16 protein-coding genes are annotated in these 21,184 nt (G+C 63.4%); 7 read left to right on the forward strand and 9 right to left on the reverse strand.

Annotated elements, in window-relative coordinates; all coding sequences use genetic code 11:
- Window positions 1-46 precede the first annotated feature (46 nt).
- From BVH03_RS08615 to sdhC, 5 genes are all read right to left on the reverse strand, one after another.
- Entirely contained in the window at window positions 47-2,878 is a 2,832-nt protein-coding gene (locus BVH03_RS08615; RefSeq protein ID WP_075960777.1) for a 2-oxoglutarate dehydrogenase E1 component, read from the reverse strand.
- 248 nt (window positions 2,879-3,126) lie between these two features.
- Entirely contained in the window at window positions 3,127-3,846 is a 720-nt protein-coding gene (locus BVH03_RS08620) for a succinate dehydrogenase iron-sulfur subunit (protein WP_075960778.1), read from the reverse strand.
- A gap of 11 nt (window positions 3,847-3,857) precedes the next feature.
- On the reverse strand, window positions 3,858-5,630 hold the full coding sequence (gene sdhA, locus BVH03_RS08625) for a succinate dehydrogenase flavoprotein subunit (RefSeq protein WP_070887734.1): 1,773 nt from the start codon (window positions 5,628-5,630) through the stop codon (window positions 3,858-3,860).
- A gap of 3 nt (window positions 5,631-5,633) precedes the next feature.
- Window positions 5,634-6,002: a succinate dehydrogenase, hydrophobic membrane anchor protein gene (sdhD, locus tag BVH03_RS08630; protein WP_075960779.1), complete on the reverse strand. Its 369-nt coding sequence runs from the start codon at window positions 6,000-6,002 to the stop codon at window positions 5,634-5,636.
- Window positions 5,996-6,370, reverse strand: a complete 375-nt coding sequence (gene sdhC / locus BVH03_RS08635; protein ID WP_042553720.1) for a succinate dehydrogenase, cytochrome b556 subunit — start codon at window positions 6,368-6,370, stop codon at window positions 5,996-5,998. Before sdhC ends, sdhD begins: the two co-directional genes overlap by 7 nt.
- 363 nt (window positions 6,371-6,733) lie before the next feature.
- Between sdhC and gltA the strand changes: the two genes are divergently transcribed.
- The 7 genes from gltA (at window position 6,734) to BVH03_RS08670 (ending at window position 11,713) form a co-directional block, all read left to right on the forward strand.
- Window positions 6,734-8,005: a citrate synthase gene (gltA, locus tag BVH03_RS08640; protein ID WP_075960780.1), complete on the forward strand. Its 1,272-nt coding sequence runs from the start codon at window positions 6,734-6,736 to the stop codon at window positions 8,003-8,005.
- Window positions 8,006-8,125: 120 nt separating this feature from the next.
- On the forward strand, window positions 8,126-8,518 hold the full coding sequence (tusD, locus tag BVH03_RS08645) for a sulfurtransferase complex subunit TusD (RefSeq protein WP_075960781.1): 393 nt from the start codon (window positions 8,126-8,128) through the stop codon (window positions 8,516-8,518).
- A 1-nt stretch (window position 8,519) separates the two neighbouring features.
- Window positions 8,520-8,873: a sulfurtransferase complex subunit TusC gene (gene tusC, locus BVH03_RS08650; RefSeq protein ID WP_075960782.1), complete on the forward strand. Its 354-nt coding sequence runs from the start codon at window positions 8,520-8,522 to the stop codon at window positions 8,871-8,873.
- Window positions 8,870-9,169: a sulfurtransferase complex subunit TusB gene (gene tusB / locus BVH03_RS08655; protein WP_075960783.1), complete on the forward strand. Its 300-nt coding sequence runs from the start codon at window positions 8,870-8,872 to the stop codon at window positions 9,167-9,169. Before tusC ends, tusB begins: the two co-directional genes overlap by 4 nt.
- Window positions 9,166-9,501 (forward strand): TusE/DsrC/DsvC family sulfur relay protein, encoded by a 336-nt coding sequence (locus BVH03_RS08660; protein WP_075960784.1) that lies wholly within the window; start codon window positions 9,166-9,168, stop codon window positions 9,499-9,501. Before tusB ends, BVH03_RS08660 begins: the two co-directional genes overlap by 4 nt.
- Window positions 9,498-10,493, forward strand: a complete 996-nt coding sequence (locus BVH03_RS08665; protein WP_075960785.1) for a glycosyl transferase family protein — start codon at window positions 9,498-9,500, stop codon at window positions 10,491-10,493. The genes BVH03_RS08660 and BVH03_RS08665 overlap by 4 nt, the downstream gene beginning before the upstream one ends.
- Window positions 10,494-10,711: 218 nt before the next feature.
- Window positions 10,712-11,713 (forward strand): glutathione S-transferase family protein, encoded by a 1,002-nt coding sequence (locus tag BVH03_RS08670; RefSeq protein WP_075960786.1) that lies wholly within the window; start codon window positions 10,712-10,714, stop codon window positions 11,711-11,713.
- A gap of 145 nt (window positions 11,714-11,858) precedes the next feature.
- Here the strand turns inward: BVH03_RS08670 and BVH03_RS08675 are convergent, their stop codons facing one another.
- From BVH03_RS08675 to BVH03_RS08690, 4 genes are all read right to left on the reverse strand, one after another.
- Window positions 11,859-13,322 (reverse strand): efflux transporter outer membrane subunit, encoded by a 1,464-nt coding sequence (locus BVH03_RS08675; RefSeq protein ID WP_075960787.1) that lies wholly within the window; start codon window positions 13,320-13,322, stop codon window positions 11,859-11,861.
- The gene (locus BVH03_RS08680; protein WP_075960788.1) at window positions 13,319-16,420 is read right to left on the reverse strand and encodes an efflux RND transporter permease subunit; all 3,102 of its coding nucleotides are present in this window, start codon (window positions 16,418-16,420) and stop codon (window positions 13,319-13,321) included. Before BVH03_RS08680 ends, BVH03_RS08675 begins: the two co-directional genes overlap by 4 nt.
- A gap of 100 nt (window positions 16,421-16,520) precedes the next feature.
- Complete coding sequence (locus BVH03_RS08685) at window positions 16,521-19,613, reverse strand: MdtB/MuxB family multidrug efflux RND transporter permease subunit (protein WP_075960789.1); 3,093 nt, start codon at window positions 19,611-19,613, stop codon at window positions 16,521-16,523.
- Window positions 19,610-20,824 carry an MdtA/MuxA family multidrug efflux RND transporter periplasmic adaptor subunit gene (locus BVH03_RS08690; protein ID WP_075960790.1) on the reverse strand — a complete coding sequence of 405 codons (1,215 nt, stop codon included), beginning with the start codon at window positions 20,822-20,824 and terminating at the stop codon, window positions 19,610-19,612. The genes BVH03_RS08685 and BVH03_RS08690 overlap by 4 nt, the downstream gene beginning before the upstream one ends.
- Between the last annotated feature and the right edge of the window lie 360 nt (window positions 20,825-21,184).

Genomic DNA, 21,184 nt, shown 5'->3' on the forward strand with positions numbered 1-21,184 from the left:
GGTTTCGAGGAAGCGGCCTCAACGGGCCGCCTCCTTCGCGATGGCATTAAACGGTGAAGGCATCCTGCAGCAGTTTTTCCTGCTGTTCGGCGTGCATGGACGCATAACCACAGGCCGGAGCGGCCGAGGCATCACGCCCCGCGTACTCGAGCACCAGCGACTTCTTGTGCGCCAGAGCGGCACGACGCATGTGGTGCTGGCTGCAGTACCAGGCGCCCTGGTTCATCGGCTCTTCCTGACACCAGACGATGTGCTTGAGGTTCTTGTACGGAGCGAGAACTTCGGCCAAGTCGTCTTCCGGGAACGGATACAGCTGCTCGATACGCACGATGGCGATATCCTCGCGGCCTTCGGCGCGGCGTTTTTCCAGCAGGTCGTAGTAGACCTTGCCGCTGCACAGCACCAGACGCTCGACCTTTTTCGGCTCGATGGCGTCGATTTCCGGGATGACGGTCTGGAACGAACCTTCGGCCAGATCTTCCAGAGTCGATACGGCCAGCTTGTGGCGCAGCAGCGACTTGGGCGTCAGCACCACCAGCGGCTTGCGCAGCGGGCGAATGACCTGACGACGCAGCAGATGGTAGATCTGCGCTGGCGTGGTCGGTACCGCGACCTGGATGTTCTGCTCGGCGCACAGTTGCAGGTATCGCTCCAGGCGTGCCGAGGAGTGCTCCGGGCCCTGCCCTTCATAACCGTGCGGCAGCAGCATGGTCAGGCCGCACAGACGACCCCACTTGGTTTCGCCGCTGGAGATGAACTGGTCGAACACCACCTGGGCACCGTTGGCGAAGTCGCCGAACTGGGCTTCCCAGATCACCAGCGCATTCGGCGTGGTGGTGGCGTAACCGTATTCGAATGCCAGCACCGCTTCTTCCGACAGGAAGGAATCGTAGAGGTCGAAGCGCGGCTGACCTTCATACAGGTTTTGCAGTGGCAGGTAGGCCGAGCCGTCCTTCTGGTTGTGCAGTTGTGCATGGCGGTGCGAGAAGGTACCGCGCCCCACGTCCTGACCGGTGATACGGATCGGATGACCTTCGACCAGCAGGGTCGCGTAGGCCATGGTCTCGGCGTAGCCCCAGTTCAGCGGCAGGCCGCCGGCGCCCATCTTGCCGCGGTCCTCGTAGATCTTGCCGACCTGGCGCTGAACCACGAAACCGTCAGGCGTTTCCAGCAGCTTGCTGGACAGCTCCTGCAGGGTCTTGAGGTCGAAGCGGGTGTCGTGACGCGCGGTCCAGGCGTGGCCCAGGTACGGACGCCAGTCGACGAACAGCTCCTTGTTCGGCTCCTTGACCAGGCTCTTGACCACGTGCTGACCGTTGTCGAGCGCCGTGCGGTACTCGTCGACCGGAGCCTGCACCGCTTCGGCGGTCAGGCGGCCACCGCCGGTCAGGGCGTCGGCGTATAGCTCGCGGGTGGTGCGCTGCTTGGCGATCTGCTGGTACATCAGCGGCTGGGTGCCGCTCGGCTCGTCGGCCTCGTTGTGGCCGCGACGACGGTAGCAGACCAGGTCGATGACCACGTCACGCTTGTACTGCATGCGGTAATCGACGGCCAGTTGGGTGACGAACAGCACGGCTTCCGGATCATCGCCATTCACATGGAAGATCGGCGCCTGAATCATCTTGGCGACGTCGGTGGCGTACTCGGTGGAGCGCGCATCGTCGGCTCGGTTGGTGGTGAAGCCAACCTGGTTGTTGATCACGATGTGGATGGTACCACCCGTCTTGTAGGCACGGGTCTGCGACATCTGGAAGGTTTCCATGACCACGCCCTGACCGGCGAATGCCGCGTCACCGTGGATGGAGATCGGCACAACCTTGTCCCCGGTCGCATCGGTACGACGATCCTGGCGAGCACGTACCGAACCCTCGACCACCGGAGACACGATCTCCAGGTGCGACGGGTTGAACGCCAGCGCCAGGTGCACTTCGCCACCCGAGGTCATCACGTTCGAGGAGAAGCCCTGGTGGTACTTCACGTCACCGGAGCTCAGGCCTTCGACCTTCTTGCCTTCGAACTCGTCGAACAGGTCGCGCGGGTTCTTGCCGAAGGTGTTGACCAGCACGTTCAGACGGCCACGGTGGGCCATGCCGATGACGATTTCCTTGGTGCCGTAGGAGCCGGAGCGCTGGATGATCTCGTCCAGCATCGGAATCAGGCTCTCGCCACCTTCCAGACCGAAGCGCTTGGTGCCCGGGTACTTGGTGCCCAGGTACTTTTCCAGGCCTTCCGCAGCGGTCAGGCGCTCGAGCAGGTGGCTCTGCGCCTCGGCGGAGATCTGCGGGCGACCACGAACGCTTTCCAGACGCTGCTGGAACCAGCTGCGCTGGTCGGAATCGACGATGTGGGTGAACTCGGAGCCGATGGTGCGACAATATGTCTGATGCAAAGCGTCGCGGATTTCCCGCAAAGTTGCTTCTTCTTTGCCGATTGCCAGACCACCCGTGCGGAAGGTGGTATCCAGATCCGCGTCGGTAAGGCTGTAATGGCTGATCGACAGATCAGCAGGAACAGGACGCTGCCACAGCCCAAGCGGATCGAGCTGAGCCGCCTGGTGGCCACGCATGCGGAATGCCTGAATCAACCGCAACACTTCGACCTGCTTCTTCTCGTGTTCGCTGCTCACGGTCCCGGCAGAAGCCGGCTGAGCGCGACGCTGGTTCTTGGCCAGCAACACGAAATGATCACGAATCGTCGAGTGCGATACGTCATTGGCGGTACTGCCTTCGGACGGCAACTTATCGAAATAAGTGCGCCATTCTTCCGGCACGGCGTTGGGATCGTGCAGGTAGAGCTCATAGAGCTCCTCCACGTAGGCAGCGTTACCACCGGATAGGTGGGCACTGTCCCACATGCGCTGCATCACGCTTTCTTGCATGCTTGGTCACCCTCGGTAAGGGGACACCACCGGCGAGGACACCGACTGGCTCTCGAAGTCATGTTGCAGCGACTTCAACAAGCCACCAAGAATCCCGCAGATAGTCCGGGCACCAGCCCGAATGCCCCTGCTGGTCGTCATATTTTTCGTATGAGGGCGTCGGCGGCTAGGCCGACGCCCTGGCGATACTGCAACACCGACATTACGTCGGTGCGGCAGGTGTTACGGTAAAGCTAAAGAACGGTGAATCAGGTACCGCTTTGCAGCAGCATGTTGCGTACGTGACCGATGGCCTTGGTCGGGTTAAGACCCTTGGGGCACACATTCACGCAGTTCATGATCCCGCGGCAGCGGAACACACTGAATGGATCATCGAGCGATGCCAATCGTTCCGCGGTCTTGGTATCACGGCTGTCGGCCAGGAAGCGATAGGCCTGCAGCAGTGCAGCCGGGCCCAGGAACTTGTCCGGGTTCCACCAGAACGACGGGCAGCTGGTCGAGCAGCACGCACACAGGATGCACTCGTACAGACCGTCGAGCTTCTCGCGCTCTTCCGGCGACTGCAGGCGCTCGATGGCCGGAGCCGGTGTCTCGTTCTGCAGGAACGGCTGCACCTTCTCGTACTGCTTGTAGAAGATGCTCATATCGACGACCAGGTCACGAATGACCGGCAGGCCAGGCAGCGGGCGGATCACCAGCTTGTTGCCCTTGACCACGCTGGAGATCGGCGTGATACAGGCCAGGCCGTTCTTGCCGCTGATGTTCATGCCGTCGGAGCCGCAAACGCCTTCACGGCAGGAGCGGCGGTAGGAGAAACCCTCGTCCTGCTCTTTGATGAGCGCCAGGATGTCCAGCACCATCAGGTCTTTGCCGTCGATGGTGATGTCGAAATCCTGCATGAACGGCGCTTTGTCGGCTTCCGGGTTGTAGCGATAAACGCTGACTTTCAAGCTTTTGCCAAGAGACATGGTAGCCACCCTTAATAAGTACGAACTTTGGGTTCAAACGCCGGTACGGTCTTCGGCGAGAAGTTGACATCGCGTTTGGCGACACGTTTCTCACCCGGGAAGTACAGGCTGTGGCACAACCAGTTGGTGTCGTCACGGTCTTCGAAATCTTCACGGGCGTGAGCGCCGCGGGACTCGGTACGGGTGTCAGCTGCGATGGCAGTGGCTTCGGCGACTTCCAGCAGGTTCTGCAGCTCCAGCGCTTCGATACGCGCGGTGTTGAAGGCCTGGCTCTTGTCGTTGATCTTGACCTTGGCGATGCGCTCGCGCAGGTCGGACAACTGAGCGATGCCCTTCTTCATGTATTCGCCGGTACGGAATACGCCAAAGTAGTTCTGCATGCACGACTGCAGTTCGCGCTTGAGCGTGGCAACATCTTCGCCGCTGCTACGCTCGTTGACGCCAGCCAGACGACCCAGCGACAGCTCGATGTCGGTTTCGCTGGCACCACGGACTTCCACGCCTTCTTTCAGCGCTTTTTCCAGGTGCAGGCCAGCGGCACGGCCGAACACCACCAGGTCGAGCAGCGAGTTGCCGCCCAGACGGTTGGCACCGTGAACCGATACGCAAGCCACTTCGCCCACGGCGAACAGACCTTCGATGATCCTGTCGTTGCCGTTGGCATCCTGGGTGATGGCCTGGCCATGAATGTTGGTGGCAACGCCGCCCATCATGTAGTGGCAGGTCGGGATGACCGGAACGGGCGCGACGACCGGGTCGACATGGGCAAAAGTCTTCGACAGTTCGCAAATGCCTGGCAGGCGGCTGTGCAGCACTTCCTCGCCGAGGTGATCGAGCTTGAGCAGTACGTGGTCCTTGTTGGGGCCACAGCCGTTGCCGGCGATGACTTCCTTGACCATGGAACGGGCCACCACGTCACGACCGGCGAGGTCCTTGGCGTTGGGCGCATAACGCTCCATGAAGCGCTCACCATGGGCGTTGATCAGGTAACCACCCTCACCGCGGCAGCCTTCGGTAACCAGTACACCGGCGCCGGCGATACCGGTTGGGTGGAACTGCCACATTTCGATGTCCTGCACCGGCACGCCGGCACGCAGGGCCATGCCCACACCGTCACCGGTGTTGATCAGGGCGTTGGTGGTGGAGGCGTAGATACGGCCAGCACCGCCGGTGGCCAGAACCACGGCCTTGGAACGGATGTACACGGTTTCGCCGGTCTCGATGCAGATGGCGATGACGCCGACGATGGCACCGTCCTGGTTCTTCACCAGATCGACCGCATACCATTCGTTGAGGAACGAGGTGCCAGCCTTCAGGTTGGCCTGGTACAGGGTGTGCAGCAGCGCGTGACCGGTACGGTCGGCAGCGGCACAGGTACGAGCGGCCTGAGTCGGATTGTCCGGCCCCTTGGACTGACCACCGAACGGACGCTGATAGATGCGGCCCTGCTCGGTACGGGAGAACGGCAGCCCCATGTGCTCGAGCTCGAACACGGCTTCCGGACCGACGGAACACATGTATTCGATCGCGTCCTGGTCACCGATGTAGTCGGAACCCTTGACGGTGTCGTACATGTGCCAGCGCCAGTCATCGTTCGGATCGTTCGAGGCGATGGCGCAGGTGATGCCGCCCTGGGCAGAAACGGTGTGAGAACGGGTCGGGAAGACCTTGGTGACCACTGCTGTCTTGTGACCGCCTTGCGCCAACTGCAGAGCAGCGCGCATACCGGCACCGCCACCACCGACGATGATGGCGTCATAGGAAAGAGTACGAATGCTAGTCATGAATCAGAAACCCCAAAGAATCTGCACGCCCCAGACGAAGAACACGAACATGGCGATGCCACACGCGGCCTGGAACAGAAAACGCACAACGGTTGCCCACTTGCCCAGCGCGGTCGGCGTCAGGTAGTCGGTGGAGATGGTCCACATGCCGACCCAGGCGTGAACGCCGAGCGCCACGAGAGTCAGCAGGCTGAAGATGCGCATTGCATTATTGGAGAACAGACCATGCCATTCGGCGTAGCCCATGCCTGGATTCAGGACGATGTAGCCCAGCAGAAACAGGACATAAGCCGCGAGCACGCCCGCAGAAACGCGTTGAGCCATCCAGTCGTAGAGGCCCGAACGCGAGAAATTCGTGACGTTAGTTACCATATCCATACCCCCAGCAGCACGATCAGGATCGCCGATACGACGAGAACGATTTTGGAACCCAGTTTGCCGCCTTCCAGCGTCTCACCGACTCCAGCATCCATGATCAGGTGGCGCACACCGGCCACCAGGTGGTACAGCAGAGCGGACAACAGTCCCCAGATCACGAACTTGGCCAGCGGACTGGTCAAGCATTCTTTCACCTGCGCGAAGCCCTCTTCCGAAGACAGCGACTTGTCGAGCCCGAACAGCAGCACGGCAATGCCGAGGAAAAGGATCACGCCAGATATACGGTGAAGAATGGACGTGTAAGCAGTGACTGGGAGTTTTATCGTCCGAAGGTCTAAGTTTACAGGTCGTTGGCTATTCACGGCTTTATTATCACACTGAGAGCCCCAGCTATCAGGGCTGAGTTGTCGGGAAGCGCACTGGTCAGGTACCCATCACCCAAGAAGTGACAACCACCAGAAACCGGGCTCAAGGCCCTTGGCAGTCGGGCGCAGAGTATAGACAGTTAGGTCGCTAATGACAACGCGGATACCTCGACCTAATAGCGATTGCGTCAAGCCCGGAAATGGCGTAATAGGGCGCGCCCTTTTGTCGCAGGCAGGGCACTCAAGCCCTTCTATTGCCTGGGTTTTCGCAAATTGACTTTCAGATTCATAACACTATAGTGATGCGGGCCCTGCGTGGGGGGCCGACTGATGATTCCAAGCATAACTAGGAGGCCACACATGGCTGACAAAAAAGCGCAGTTGATCATCGAGGGCGCAGCCCCCGTCGAGCTGCCCGTTTTATCCGGCACCGTTGGCCCAGATGTGATCGACGTGCGGAGCCTGACTGCCACGGGCAACTTCACCTTCGACCCCGGCTTCATGTCGACCGCCTCATGCGAGTCGAAGATCACCTACATTGATGGTGACAAGGGCGTACTGCTGCACCGCGGCTACCCCATCGAGCAACTGGCCGAGAAAGCCGACTACCTGGAGACCTGCTACCTGCTGCTCAACGGCGAACTGCCGGACGAAGAGCAGAAGGCCCAGTTCGTCAGCACCATCAAGAACCACACCATGGTTCACGAACAACTGAAGACCTTCTTCAACGGTTTTCGTCGTGACGCCCACCCGATGGCCATCATGTGTGGCGTGGTCGGCGCCCTCTCCGCCTTCTACCACGATTCCCTGGACATCAAGAACCCACAGCACCGCGACATTTCCGCGATGCGCCTGGTCGCCAAGATGCCGACCATCGCTGCCATGGTGTACAAGTACTCCAAGGGCGAGCCGATGATGTACCCGCGTAACGACCTGAACTACGCGGAAAACTTCCTACACATGATGTTCAACACCCCGTGCGAGACCAAGCCGATCAGCCCCGTGCTGGCCAAGGCCATGGACCGCATCTTCATCCTGCACGCCGACCACGAGCAGAACGCCTCCACTTCCACGGTGCGCCTGGCGGGCTCCTCGGGCGCCAACCCGTTCGCCTGTATCGCTGCCGGTATCGCCGCACTCTGGGGCCCGGCCCACGGCGGTGCGAACGAAGCCGTACTGGCCATGCTGGACGAAATCGGCGACGTGTCGAACATCGACACCTTCATCGCCAAGGCCAAGGACAAGGACGATCCGTTCAAGCTCATGGGCTTCGGTCACCGCGTCTACAAGAACTTCGATCCACGCGCCCAGGTCATGAAGCAGACCTGCGACGAAGTGCTGGCCGAGCTGGGCATCAACGACCCGCAGCTGGAACTGGCCATGAAGCTCGACGAGATCGCCCGTAACGATCCGTACTTCAAAGAGCGCAACCTGTATCCGAACGTCGACTTCTACTCGGGGATCATCCTCAAGGCGATCGGCATTCCAACCAGCATGTTCACCGTGATCTTCGCCCTGGCGCGTACCGTCGGTTGGATCTCGCATTGGAAGGAAATGCTCTCCGGCCCGTACAAGATCGGCCGCCCGCGTCAGCTGTACACCGGCCCGACCCAGCGCGACATCAAGAAGTAAGCTTCTTGCCCTGAGCCCGCTGTGACAAGAAAGCCCATATCCACGGATATGGGCTTTTTCGTTTCTGTCCCTGCCGCTCAGGCTTTATCATGGCGCCCTGTATCCACAGCCGGGCCGTTCATGAAATTCGCCATCGCCCTGTTTTCACCGCCTTCGGCGCCCTCTTCCCGCCGTGCCCTGCGCTTTGCAGAAGCGGCGCTGAACGGTGGCCACCAGATCGTGCGCCTGTTCTTCTACGCCGATGGCGTGCACAGCGCCTCGGGCACTGTCGTCAGCCCTCAGGATGAAACCGACGTCGCCCGTCAGTGGCGCGAATTCGTTGTCAGCAACGGGCTCGACGGCGTGGTGTGCATCGCCGCCGCCCTGCGTCGTGGCGTGCTCGACGCCCAGGAAGCGCGCCGCTACGAGCGCGAGGCGGCCAACCTGCCCGCACCCTGGGTACTGTCCGGTTTGGGCCAGCTGCACGAAGCGGCTCAAGAAGCTGACCGGCTGATCTACTTTGGAGGTGACTGAGATGAGTCAATCCCTGCTGATCATCAGCCGCCAGGCGCCCTGGAACGGCACTGGCGCCCGCGAAGCCCTGGATATCGCCCTGGCCGGTGGCGCCTTCGACCTGCCCATCGGCCTGCTGTTTCTCGATGACGGCGTGCTGCAGCTGGCCACCAGGCAAGCGCCCCAGGCCGTACAGCAGAAAGACCTCACCGCCAACCTGCAGGCCCTGCCGATGTTCGGCGTCGAAGCACTGTATGCCTGCGCCCACAGCCTGGCACAGCGCGGCCTGAGCGACACCTCGCTGGCCGTCGAACGCCTGGACACCGACGGCCTGCGTGCCCTTATCGACCGCTACGACCAGGTGATCACGCTGTGACGAAGACCCTGCACGTACTCTCCAGCTCGCCGTTCAGCAATGACCGGCTGAGCAGCTGCCTGCGCCTGCTCGGTAGCGGTGACGGCCTGTTGCTGTGTGGCGACGCCACTTACGCGGCACAGCCCGGCACCCCGCACGGCGAAGCGCTGGTAGCGCTGCAAGGCGTCGCGCTGTATGCCCTGGCCGAAGACATCCAGGCCCGCGGCCTGCAGCCTGGTGCCGGCATCGAACAGATCGACTATCCGGGTTTCGTCGCTCTCGCCTGCCGTTTCAGCAAGGTGAACACCTGGTTATGAGCAATCTGATCATCAGCGAGCACGCCATCGCACTGGACAAGGACGGCTACCTGCTCGATCTGCAGGACTGGTCCGCCGAGGTCGCCGCCGCGCTGGCCATGCGTGAGGGCCTGGCGTTGAGCGCCGAGCACTGGGAAATCCTCCACCTGCTGCGCGCCTTCCATGACGAATTCCAGCTGTCGCCGGCCAACCGCCCGCTGATCAAGTACGTCGCCCTCAAGCTGGGGCCGGACAAGGGCAACAGCCTGCACCTCAATCGCCTGTTCAATGGCGCACCCGCCAAACTCGCCGCCAAGCTGGCGGGCCTGCCCAAGCCGACCAATTGCCTATGAACCTGATCACCCCCGAAGAACACCCGTTCGCCGCCTTCGTGCGCATGCTCGGCAAGGGCAAGCGCGGTGCGCGCAACCTGACCCGCGAAGAAGCCCGCGATGCCATGGGCATGATCCTCGACGGCAAGGTCGAGGACGCCCAGCTCGGCGCCTTTCTGATGCTGCTGCGCCACAAGGAAGAAAGCGCCGAGGAAATGGCCGGTTTCACCGAAGCGGTGCGTGCCCGCCTGGCTGCACCCGCCATCCAGGTCGACTTCGACTGGCCGACCTACGCCGGCAAGAAGCGTCACCTGCCCTGGTTCCTGCTCGCGGCAAAGGCGCTGGCGAGTAGCGGTCTGCGCATCTTCATGCACGGCGGCGGTGCGCACACCGCCGGGCGCCTGTACAGCGAGCAATTGCTCGGTGACCTGGATGTTGCGCTGTGCCGCAATTGGGACGAGGTTTCGCGCAATCTGGACAACAGTAATCTAGCCTTCATGCCGCTGGGCGACTGGATGCCCGCCCTGCAACGCATGATCGACCTGCGTAACGTGCTGGGCCTGCGCTCACCGATCCACTCGCTGGCGCGCATTCTCAACCCGCTGGCGGCGCGTTGCGGCCTGCAGAGCATCTTCCACCCCGGTTATCAGGCCGTGCACCGCGAGGCCAGCCAGTTGCTCGGCGACCACGCCATCGTGGTCAAGGGTGACGGCGGCGAGATCGAGTTGAACCCGGATGCCGTCTGCCATCTGTATGGCACCGAGCACGGCGAGAACTGGGATGAAGACTGGCCGATGCTTTCCGAGCGCCGCCACGTCAAACCCGAGCGTCTCGACCCGGCTCACCTGCAAGCCGTGTGGCGCGGCGAAGCCGCAGATGCCTACGGCCAGTTGGCGATCATCGCCACCATGGCGCTGGCCCTGCGCGGACTGGGCCTGAGCCGAGAAGCCGCGTTCGCCGAGGCGGAAAAACGCTGGCAGGCGCGTCATCTATCGAAACAGCCGATTCGTTGAACCCGGTTTTTACGGCCTGGGTCGATAGCTGACTGGGTAGACTCCAGGCATCGGACAGACCGTTGAAAGACGTAGCCGAGGCAGCCGATGCGAGGCGAAAACAGGCGAAAAAGCGGAGCTTACTGCTGTAAATGAGCATTTTTAGCCTGTTTTCAACGAAGCAGCGGCAACGCAGGTAGTTTTTCAACAGTCTGTTAGCTGACAAGGGAGTAAAGAACATGGGCTTGTTGATCGAAGGCCAATGGCACGACCAGTGGTACGACACCGGCGCGGGCGGGCGCTTCAAGCGCGAGAATGCCCAGCGCCGCAACTGGATTACCGCAGACGGCGCGGCCGGACCATCCGGCGAAGGTGGCTTTGCCGCCGACGCCGGCCGCTATCATCTCTATGTATCGCTGGCCTGCCCCTGGGCGCACCGCACCCTGATTCTGCGTACCCTCAAGGGCCTCGAGCCGCTGATCGAGGTTTCGGTGGTCAGTTGGCTGATGCGCGAGAACGGCTGGACCTTCGACCCGGAACACGGCTCCAGCGGCGACGCCCTGGACGGTTTCGCCTTCCTGCACCAGCGCTACACGGAGGACGATGCGCAATACACCGGTCGGGTCACCGTGCCGCTGCTGTGGGACAAGCAACAGCGGCGCATCGTCAGCAACGAGTCGGCGGAAATCATCCGTATGTTCAACTCGGCGTTCGACGGCATCACCGGCAACCGCCTGGACTTCTACCCCGAGCCTCTGCGCGGCGAAATCGATGCGCTCAATGGGCGTATCTACCCGGCAGTGAACAATGGCGTTTATCGCGCCGGTTTCGCCACCACCCAGGCGGCTTACGAAGAAGCCTTCGACGAACTGTTCGCGGAGCTGTCGGTGCTGGAAACCCGCCTGGGGCAATCGCGCTATCTGACTGGCGAGTACCTGACCGAAGCCGACTGGCGACTGTTCACCACCCTGGTGCGCTTCGACGCTGTCTATCACGGCCACTTCAAGTGCAACCTGCGGCGCATCGCCGATTACCCGAACCTCAGCAACTGGCTGCGCGAGCTCTATCAGTGGCCGGGCGTGGCGGCGACCGTTGACATGTGGCACATCCAGCACCACTACTACGCCAGTCACCAGACCATCAACCCTACCGGCATCGTGCCCAAGGGCCCGGCGCTGGACTTCGACACGGCCCACGATCGTCAGCGCCTAGCGGGCAAAGGCGTGTATCGTCACACTTGAGCGAAGACGTAGCCCGGGTCGAGCGAAGCAACACCCGGGAGCGGTGGACCCAAAAAACGTCGGCTACGCGCCCCGTTCCACCCTACGAGTTACGCACCAATGATCCCGGGTTACGCGTGCGGCTAACCCGGGCTACGAATCGTGGTTATTCGTCGCCGTCTTCAAGCTGCTGCACATCCCAACCACCGCCCAGAGCGGCGATCAGCTGCACGCTGGCGGTCAGGCGACTGCCCAGCAGCGTCAGGGCGCTACGCTCGTTGCTCAGGGCGGTGGCCTGTACGTTGACCACGCTGTTGTAGTCCACGGTGCCGGCACGGTACTGGTTCTCGATCAAACGCAGCGACTCGCGCGCCGCCTCCAGCGCCTGATCCTGCACCTCGGCCTCGCGGCCCAGCTCACGTTGCTGGACCAGGTAATCCTCGACCTCGCGGAAGCTGTCCAACACCGCCTGGCGGTACTGGGCGACGGTCTGGTCATAGGCCGCCTCGACTCGCTCGCTTTCAGCGCTGCGCCGGCCACCGTCGAACAGGGTCAGGGCCAGTTGCGGGCCCACCGACCAGAAGCGATTGGGCAGGTTGATCCAGTCTGCGAAGCTGCTACCGCGATAGCCGCCGGTAGCGGACAGGGTCAGGTCAGGAAACCAGGCGGCCTTGGCCACGCCGATTTCGGCGTTGGCGGCGATCACCCGGCGCTCGGCAGCCGCGACATCAGGGCGGCGCTCGAGCAACTGCGAGGGCACGCTGGCCGGCACGTCAGGCAGGCCTGGCAGGGTTTCACGGCGGGCGATGCTGACCTCGCTGGGCGGCACACCGATCAGTACGGCGATGGCGTGTTCGAGTTGCGCGCGCTGCCACTGCAGGTCGATGGCCTGGGCTTCGGTACTACGCAGCTGAGTCAGCGCCTGGGCGACGTCGGAACGCGGCACGATGCCGGCGCGGTATTGGTTCTCGGTCAGGCGCAACGAACGTTGATAGGCCGTCACGGTGGCGTCGAGCAGGCGCTGCTGCTCATCCAGCACGCGCAATTGCAGATAGCTCTGCACCAGTTCGGACTGCAGGCTCAGGCGTACGGCGGCCAGGTCGGCGGCGCTGGCTTCGAACGCCGCGCGACTGGACTCCAGGCTGCGGCGCAGCTTGCCCCACACATCCAGCTCCCAGCTGGCGTTGAGGCTCAGGTCATAACTCTTGCTGATGCTCGACGAGTTGCCACCGCCAATGGCGATGCCATCGGCCGTGCGCAATGTGCTGTCGCCACCGCCCTGCCCGGCGCGGGTCATGCCGGCACTGCTCGACAGGGTCGGAAAGAATGCCGCACGGCCGCTGCGCAGCAAGGCGCGGGCCTGCCGGTACTGGGCCTCCGAGGCGGCCAGGTTCTGGTTGGAAACGTTGAGGCGACCGACCAGGGCATTGAGCTCGCCGTCGCTGTACAGCTCCCACCAGGCACCGCGTGCCAGGGCGTCGGCCGGCACGGCGGCCTTCCAACCTTCGGCCTGCTTGAAGGCCACTGGCGTGTTGGTCTCCGGGCGCTGGTAATCAGGGCCGATGGCACAACCGGCCAGGGCGATGCTGAGCGCCAGCAGACAGAGGGTTCGACGGGGAGCGACAGTCATAGAGGCGTTTCCAGAGCGGCATCGGTACGCACGCCACGCCAGCGGTTGACCCGGTGGCGCAGGCGGTCGAGATAGAGGTAGACCACCGGAGTGGTGTAAAGCGTGAGGATCTGGCTGAGAATCAGCCCGCCGACGATGGTGATACCCAGCGGCTGGCGCATCTCCGAGCCTTCGGCACTACCGAGCATCAGCGGCAAGGCGCCGAGCAGCGCCGCCAGAGTGGTCATCATGATCGGCCGGAAGCGCAGCAGGCAGGCGCGACGAATCGACTCGGCCGGGCTCAGGTGCTCGTTGCGCTCGAGCTGCAGGGCCAGGTCGATCATCAGAATGGCGTTTTTCTTCACCACCCCGATCAACAGGAACAGCCCCAACAGCGAAATCAGGCTGAACTCGGTGTTGAGCAGTTGCAGTGCCAGCAGCGCGCCAACACCCGCCGACGGCAGCGTGGAGAGGATGGTCAGCGGGTGCACGTAGCTCTCGTAGAGCACGCCGAGCACGATATACACCACCACCAGCGACATCAGGATCATCCACGGCTGGTTGTCCTGGGTCTTCTGGAACGCTGCGCCAGTACCGCCCAGGGTACCCTGCACCTCGGTGGGCAGCGCGATGCGCGCCACGGCCAGGTTGATGGCCCGGGTCGCCTGGTCGAGGCTGACGCCTTCGGCCAGGGAGAAGCCAATGTTCTCCACGGCGAATTGGCCCTGGTGGCTGATGCGGTCATCCTCCAGGCTGTTCTCCCAATGGGCAATGGCCGATAGCGGCACCCGCGCGCCATCGGCGGTGATCAGCTGGATTTGCCGCAGCGCTTCGGGGCTCTGGGCATAGCGCGGGTTGATTTCCATGACCACGCTGTACTGGTTGAGGCTGTCGTAGATGGTGGAGATCTGCCGCTGGCTGAACGCGTTGTTGAGCACGCCGGTCACCAGGCTCATGTCCACGCCGAGGCGCTTGGCCTCGTCACGGTCGACCACCAGGCGAATCTGCGGTGCGCCGCCGTCTTCGGTGGCGTCGATATCAGTCAGTTCGGGGAGCGCGCGCAGCGCTTCACGCACCTTAGGTAGCCATTCGCGCAGGGCGTCCAGGTCACCGGACATCAGCATGTACTCGTTTTCCGAGCTGCGCCCCTGGCGGCCGCCGACCTGCAGATCCTGGTCAGGCATCAGGAACATCCGCCCACCGGGAATCTTCGGCACGTCCTTGCGCAGGCGGTCGATCACCTGCTGGGCCGACATGTCACGCTCGGCGATGGGCTTGAGACGCACGATGACGATGGCGTTGTTGATGCCACTGCTGCCGCCAATGAAGCCCGCCACGCTCTCCACCGCCGGGTCGGCGAGGATCGCCCGCCGGTAGGCTTCCATCTTCGGCTGCATGACCTGGAACGACAGACCGTTGTCACCGCGAATGAAGCCCATCAATTGGCCGGTGTCCTGCTGGGGCATGAAGGTCTTGGGAACGATGACGAACAGGAACACGTTCAGGGCGATGGTGGCGAACAGGCTGATCAGCATCAGCAGCGAGTGGCGCAGTGCCCAGTCCAGGCTACGTTCATAGCCGCGCACGATGTGTGCGCCAATACGCTCCAGGCGTCCTGGCTCGCGGTCCTGCTCCTTGGGCTCGGGTTTGAGCCAGCGGGCGCAGAGCATCGGCGTGAGGGTCAGCGATACCAGCAGGGAAATGACGATGGCCACCGCCAGGGTGATGGAGAACTCGCGGAACAAGCGCTCCACCAGCCCGCCCATGAACAAGATGGAAAGAAACACCGCCACCAGCGAGACGTTCATCGACAGCAGCGTGAAGCCCACCTCGCGGGCGCCCTTGAAGGCGGCAGCCATCGGCGTTTCACCGGCCTCGATATGCCGGGAAATGTTCTCCAGCACCACGATGGCGTCGTCCACCACCAGGCCGGTGGCGATGATCAGCGCCATCAGTGACAGGTTGTTCAGCGAAAAGCCCAGCAGGTACATGGCGGCGAACGAACCGACCAGCGATACCGGCACCGCCAGGGCGGGAATCAGCGCCGCGCGCCAGCGACGCAGAAAGGCGAACACCACCAGAATCACCAGGCCCACGGCGATCAGCAGGGTGTGCTCGGCCTCCTTGAGGGTGGCGCGAATCACCGGCGAGCGGTCCATGGCCACTTCCAGGTTGGCACTGGCCGGGATCACCCCACGCAGCTCGGGCAGCAACGCGCGGATGCCGGCGACGGTCTCGATGATGTTCGCCCCGCTCTGCCGGTTAACCACCACCAGCACCGCCTGCCTGTCGTTGTAGAAGCCGCTGTTGTAGCGGTCCTGCACGCCATCGGTGACCTGGGCGACATCGCCCAGGCGAATCGCCGCGCCGTTCTGGTAGCGGATGATCATCGGCACGTAGTCGGCGGCGCGTTCCAGCTGATCGCTGGCCTGTACCTGCCAATGACGCTCGGCGTCCTCGACCGCGCCCTTGGGGCGCTTGGCGTTGGCGGCGGCGATGGTCGCACGCACGTCGTCCAGCGCCAGGCCGTACTGATCGAGCAGGCGCGGCTCCAGGGCCACGCGCACGGCCGGCAGCGAACTGCCACCGATCTGCACTTCACCGACGCCGGTGACCTGGGACAGTTTCTGGCCGACGATGGTCGAGGCCACGTCGTACAGCTGGCCCTTGTCGAGCACGCTGGAGGTCAACGACAGCACCATGATCGGTGCCTGGGACGGGTTGATCTTGCGGTACGTCGGCATGCTGCGCATGCCACTGGGCAGCAGCTCGCGCGACGCGTTGATGGCCGCCTGCACCTCGCGCGCCGCGGCATTGATGTCACGGTCCAGATCGAACTCGATCATGATCCGCGTGCTGCCCTGGCTGCTGTTGCTGTTCATCTGGCTGACGCCGGCGATGGCGCCCAGCGAGCGCTCCAGCGGCGTGGCCACGGTGGCGGCCATCACCTGGGGGCTGGCCCCGGGCAGGCTGGCCTGCACGGTGATCACTGGGAAATCCATGTTCGGCAATGGCGCCACCGGCAGCAGGCCGAAGCTGACGCCACCGAGCAGCATGATCGCCAGGCTCAGCAGCAGCGTGGCGACCGGGCGCCGGATGAAGGGTGCCGAAAGGTTCACGGCTGCGCTCCACGCAGTGGCTTCAGGCCCCAGGCCTCGAGCTGCAAGTTTGAGGCACCATCGCGTTTCGGCCTGCGGTCTACAGCCTGCAGTTTGCCGCTCATACAGCTACATCCGCCGCGCTGCGGCCACTGAAACGCCGCGCCAGGCGGTCGAAGTACAGGTAGATCACCGGCGTAGTGAACAGCGTGAGGATCTGGCTGAGCAGCAGCCCACCGACCATCACCAGGCCCAGGGGCTGACGCAGTTCGGCGCCGGAGCCCGAGGCGAGCATCAGCGGGATGGCGCCGAACAACGCCGCCAGGGTGGTCATCAGGATCGGCCGGAAGCGCAGCAGCGCCGCCTGGTAGATGGCGTCGTGGGGTGTCATGCCCTGGTGGCGCTCGGCGTCGAGGGCGAAGTCGATCATCATGATGGCGTTCTTCTTGACGATGCCGATCAACAGGATGATGCCGATGATCGCGATCAGCCCCAGGTCGTTGCCGGTCAGCAGCAGCGCCAGCAAGGCACCGACGCCGGCCGACGGCAGGGTCGAGAGGATGGTGATCGGGTGGATGTAGCTCTCGTAGAGCACACCGAGCACGATGTACATGGTCACGATGGCGGCCAGGATCAGCAGCAGCGTCGACGACAGCGAGGCGCGGAACGCCTCGGCGGCGCCCTGGAAATTGACCTGCACGCTGACCGGCATGTCGATTTCCTGCTGCACCCGCTCGATCACCGCCACCGCATCGCCCAGGGCTACGCCGGGGCTGAGGTTGAACGACAGCGTGGCCGCCGGGAACTGGCCGATATGGTTGATCAACAGGCTCGCCGCGCGCTCCTCGACCTGGGCCAGGGACGACAGCGGCACCTGATCACCATCAGCGGTGGCGACATGGATCTGGCGCAGCGCGGCCGGGCCGATGCTGCCGCCGTTGGCGCTCTCGAGCACCACGCGGTATTGGCTGGCCTGGGTGTAGATGGTGGAAATCTGCCGCTGGCCAAAGGCGTCGTACAGCGCATCGTCGATGTTGGCCACGCTCACGCCCAGGCGCCCGGCCATGTCGCGGTCGATGTTCAGGTACACCTGCAGGCCGCGGCTTTGCAGATCGCTGGTCACGTCGCTGAGCTCGGGTTGCTGGCGCAGTGCATCGACCAGCTTGTTCGACCAGGTTTCCAGCATCTCGGGATCGGGGGACTCTACGCTGAACTGGAACTGGGTACGGCTGACCCGATCTTCGATGGAAAGATCCTGCACCGGCTGCAGGAACAGCTCGATACCGGGCAGCTTGGCGAGCTCCGGCCGCAGCCGCTCGATCACTTCGCTGGCGCTGACGTCGCGCTCGGCATGGGGTTTGAGGTTGATCAGCATGCGCCCGCTGTTTAGCGTCGGGTTGTCGCCGTCCACGCCGATGTAGGACGACAGGCTGTCCACTGCCGGGTCCTTGAGGATCACGTCGGCCAGGCGCTGCTGGCGCTCGCTCATGGCGCTGAAGGAAATCGACTGCGGCGCCTCGGAAATGCCCTGGATCACCCCGGTGTCCTGCACCGGGAAAAAACCCTTGGGCACCGCCAGGTACAGCACCACGGTCAGCGCCATGGTGCCGACGGCCACCAGCAGGGTCAGCGGCTGGTGCCGCAGCACCCAGCGCAGGCCCACCGAATAACGCTCGATCATGCCGTCGATGACTGCGCCGGCACCGCGGTAGAACCGCCCCTGCTCGGCTTCCGGCTCGTGCCTGAGCAGGCGCGCGCACATCATCGGCGTGAGGGTCAGGGAAATCACCAGGGAAATCAGGATGGCCACCGCCAGGGTGATGGCGAACTCGCGGAACAGCCTTCCGACCACATCGGCCATGAACAGCAGCGGAATCAAGACGGCGATCAGCGACAGGGTCAGCGACACCAGGGTGAAGCCGATCTGCCTGGCGCCCTTGAGCGCGGCGTTGAGCGGCGTTTCGCCGTCCTCCAGATGGCGGGCGATGTTCTCCAGCATGACGATGGCATCGTCGACCACGAAACCGGTGGCGATGGTCAGCGCCATCAGCGTCAGGTTGTTGACCGTGAAGCCGGCCAGGTACATGACGCCAAAGGTGCCGATCAGCGACAGCGGCAACACCACCGACGGAATCAGCGTGGCCGAGACCTTGCGCAGGAACAGGAAGGTGACCATCACCACCAGGGCGATGGCCAGCATCAGCTCGTGCTGTACGTCACGCACGGCGGCGCGGATGGTCTGGGTGCGGTCGGTTAGCACTGTCACCTCGACGCTGGCCGGCAGGCCCTGGGTCAGGTTGGGCAACAGGGTCTGGATGCGGTCGACCACGTCGATGACGTTGGCGCCCGGCTGGCGCTGCACGTTGACCAGCACCGCGGTGTTCTGGTTGGCCCAGGCGGCCAGGCGCTGGTTCTCGGCGCCGTCGACGATGTCCGCCACGTCGCGCAGACGCAGGGTCGCACCATTGGCGTAGGTGAGGATCAGGTCGCGGTATTCGTCGGCCGAACGCAACTGGTCGTTGGCATCGAGTTGGGCCACCCGCGTCGGGCCGTCGAAGTTGCCCTTGGGCTGGTTGACGTTGCTGGCGTTGATCAGCGTGCGCACGTCGGAGAGGTTCAGGCCGTAGGCCGCCAGCGCCTCGGGATTGACGCGGATGCGCACGGCCGGGCGCTGACCGCCGGCCAGCGACACCAGGCCGACCCCGGTGGTTTGCGCCAGCTTCTGGGCCAGGCGGGTGTCGACTAGGTCGTTGACCTGGGGCAGCGGCAACTCCTTGGAGGTCACCGCCAGGGTCAGCACCGGCGTGTCCGCCGGGTTGACCTTGCTGTACACCGGCGGCGCCGGCAGGTCGTTGGGCAGCAGGTTGGTGGCGCCATTGATCGCCGCCTGCACTTCCTGCTCGGCGACGTCCAGCTGCACTTCGAGGTTGAAGCGCAGCGTGATCACCGAAGCACCGCCCGAGCTGGTCGACGACATCTGCTGCAGGCCGGCCATCTGCCCGAACTGGCGCTCCAGCGGCGCGGTAACGGCGCTGGTCATCACATCGGGGCTGGCGCCCGGGTACAGGGTCATCACTCGGATCGTTGGATAATCCACTTCGGGCAGCGCCGACACCGGTAACAGCCGGTAGGCGATCACGCCACTGAGGAAGATCGCCAGCATGATCAGCGTGGTGGCGACCGGTCGCAGGATGAACAGGCGTGAGACGTTCATGAAGCGCTACGCACCCGCGGGGCGGCTTCACCGGTGGCGGGCGGCTCGCTGGTGCCCTCGCCGATCACTTCGACCTTGTTGCCTTCGCGCAAGCGGTCGGTGCCCTCGACCACGACGCGCTCGTCAGCCGCGACGCCATCCTCGATCACCGTGAACTCGCCATCGCTGGGGCCGACCTTGACCGGACGAACCCGCACCTTGTCCTTGCCATCGATGACGTAAACGAAGGTGCCGCTGGCGCCGAACTGCAGGGCAGCCACGGGCACCAGCAAGGCATCGTCGCGCACCGAGACCTGCAGGCGGGTATTGACGAACTGATTGGGGAACAGCATCTCGTCGGCGTTCTCGAAGCGTGCCTTGAGCTTGACCGTGCCGGTGGCGGTGTCGATCTGGTTGTCGAGGCTTTCCAGCACGCCTTCGGCCAGTTGCTGCTTTTCGTTGCGATCCCAGGCCTGCACCACCAGCTTGCGGTCGCCACGAACCTGTTTCAGCACGCCGGGCAACTCGCCCTCGGGCAGGGTGAACACCACCGAGATCGGTAGCGTCTGGGTGATCACCACAATGGGGTCGGTATCGCCGGAGGCGACCAGATTACCCAGGTCGACCTGGCGGATACCCAGGCGGCCATCGATGGGCGCGCGCACCTTGGTGAAGTCCAGGTTCAGCTTGGCTTCGGCAACGGCGCCCTGGTTGTTCTGCAGCGTGCCGCGGTACTGGTTGACCAGCGCTTCCTGGGTGTCCAGGGTCTGGCGCGCGATGGAGTCTTCCTTGAGCAGGCCGCGATACAACGCCAGATCCTTTTCGGCTGCGCGCAGCTGCGCCTGGTTTTCGGCCAGGGTGCCCTGGGCCTGCTGCAGAGCGATCTCGTAAGGGCGCGGGTCGATCTGCACCAGCACGTCACCGGCTTTGACCGGCTGGCCGTCCTTGAACAGCACCTCCGTCAGCTGACCATCGACGCGGGCGCGCACGTTGGCGGTGTTATAGGCGGTGACCGTACCCAGTGCCTTGAGCACGATGGGGAAGTCGCGGGATTCGACCTGGGCGATGCGCACCGGCACATTGTTGAAACCCCAGCCAGAATCGCCCGCGGGCTCGGGCTTGGTTGGCCAGAACAACCAGATCAGTACGATGATCAACGCCAGCAAGAACAGACCGATGAACCATTGACGTTTGGAAGATGGGGTGCTGGACGTTGTGTTTACTTCGGACATGAGCCAATCGCTTCCTGTGAGGAGCGTGAACGATAAGCACTCCTCGGCATGAAGCAAAGCCTCTTTACCGGCTATTTACCTCCAGAGGCGGTTCAAAGCGAAAAAACATCACGACGTACACCATCTGCACCTCCATTGCGGGCATGCCAGGCAGCTGCGCATGGGGTGCCTGGTAATGATTGGGGCTTGGAACCTTTCACGATCTTTTTGCGTATTGAAGCGGCAACTACAAGGCACAAGCGGACTTCGATACAGTACCTGTGGGAGCGGGCGGGGACGCCTAGTACATGCCCGCGATTTTTCGCGCGCATGGCGCGCTCCCACAGTGGATCGGGGAACGGCCGCTATCCGCCTCACTTA

Origin of the sequence: Pseudomonas sp. PA15(2017), from assembly GCF_001945395.1 — a bacterium.
GTDB lineage: Bacteria > Pseudomonadota > Gammaproteobacteria > Pseudomonadales > Pseudomonadaceae > Aquipseudomonas.

What these genes read in the sequence shown, in the direction of transcription:
- BVH03_RS08615 (WP_075960777.1), bottom strand. Translation starts at nt 2,878, where the DNA reads ATGCAAGAAAGCGTGATGCAGCGCATGTGGGACAGTGCCCACCTATCC.
- BVH03_RS08620 (WP_075960778.1), bottom strand. Translation starts at nt 3,846, where the DNA reads ATGTCTCTTGGCAAAAGCTTGAAAGTCAGCGTTTATCGCTACAACCCG.
- sdhA (WP_070887734.1), bottom strand. Translation starts at nt 5,630, where the DNA reads ATGACTAGCATTCGTACTCTTTCCTATGACGCCATCATCGTCGGTGGT.
- sdhD (WP_075960779.1), bottom strand. Translation starts at nt 6,002, where the DNA reads ATGGTAACTAACGTCACGAATTTCTCGCGTTCGGGCCTCTACGACTGG.
- gltA (WP_075960780.1), top strand. Translation starts at nt 6,734, where the DNA reads ATGGCTGACAAAAAAGCGCAGTTGATCATCGAGGGCGCAGCCCCCGTC.
- tusD (WP_075960781.1), top strand. Translation starts at nt 8,126, where the DNA reads ATGAAATTCGCCATCGCCCTGTTTTCACCGCCTTCGGCGCCCTCTTCC.
- tusC (WP_075960782.1), top strand. Translation starts at nt 8,520, where the DNA reads ATGAGTCAATCCCTGCTGATCATCAGCCGCCAGGCGCCCTGGAACGGC.
- BVH03_RS08660 (WP_075960784.1), top strand. Translation starts at nt 9,166, where the DNA reads ATGAGCAATCTGATCATCAGCGAGCACGCCATCGCACTGGACAAGGAC.
- BVH03_RS08665 (WP_075960785.1), top strand. Translation starts at nt 9,498, where the DNA reads ATGAACCTGATCACCCCCGAAGAACACCCGTTCGCCGCCTTCGTGCGC.
- BVH03_RS08670 (WP_075960786.1), top strand. Translation starts at nt 10,712, where the DNA reads ATGGGCTTGTTGATCGAAGGCCAATGGCACGACCAGTGGTACGACACC.
- BVH03_RS08675 (WP_075960787.1), bottom strand. Translation starts at nt 13,322, where the DNA reads ATGACTGTCGCTCCCCGTCGAACCCTCTGTCTGCTGGCGCTCAGCATC.
- BVH03_RS08685 (WP_075960789.1), bottom strand. Translation starts at nt 19,613, where the DNA reads ATGAACGTCTCACGCCTGTTCATCCTGCGACCGGTCGCCACCACGCTG.
- BVH03_RS08690 (WP_075960790.1), bottom strand. Translation starts at nt 20,824, where the DNA reads ATGTCCGAAGTAAACACAACGTCCAGCACCCCATCTTCCAAACGTCAA.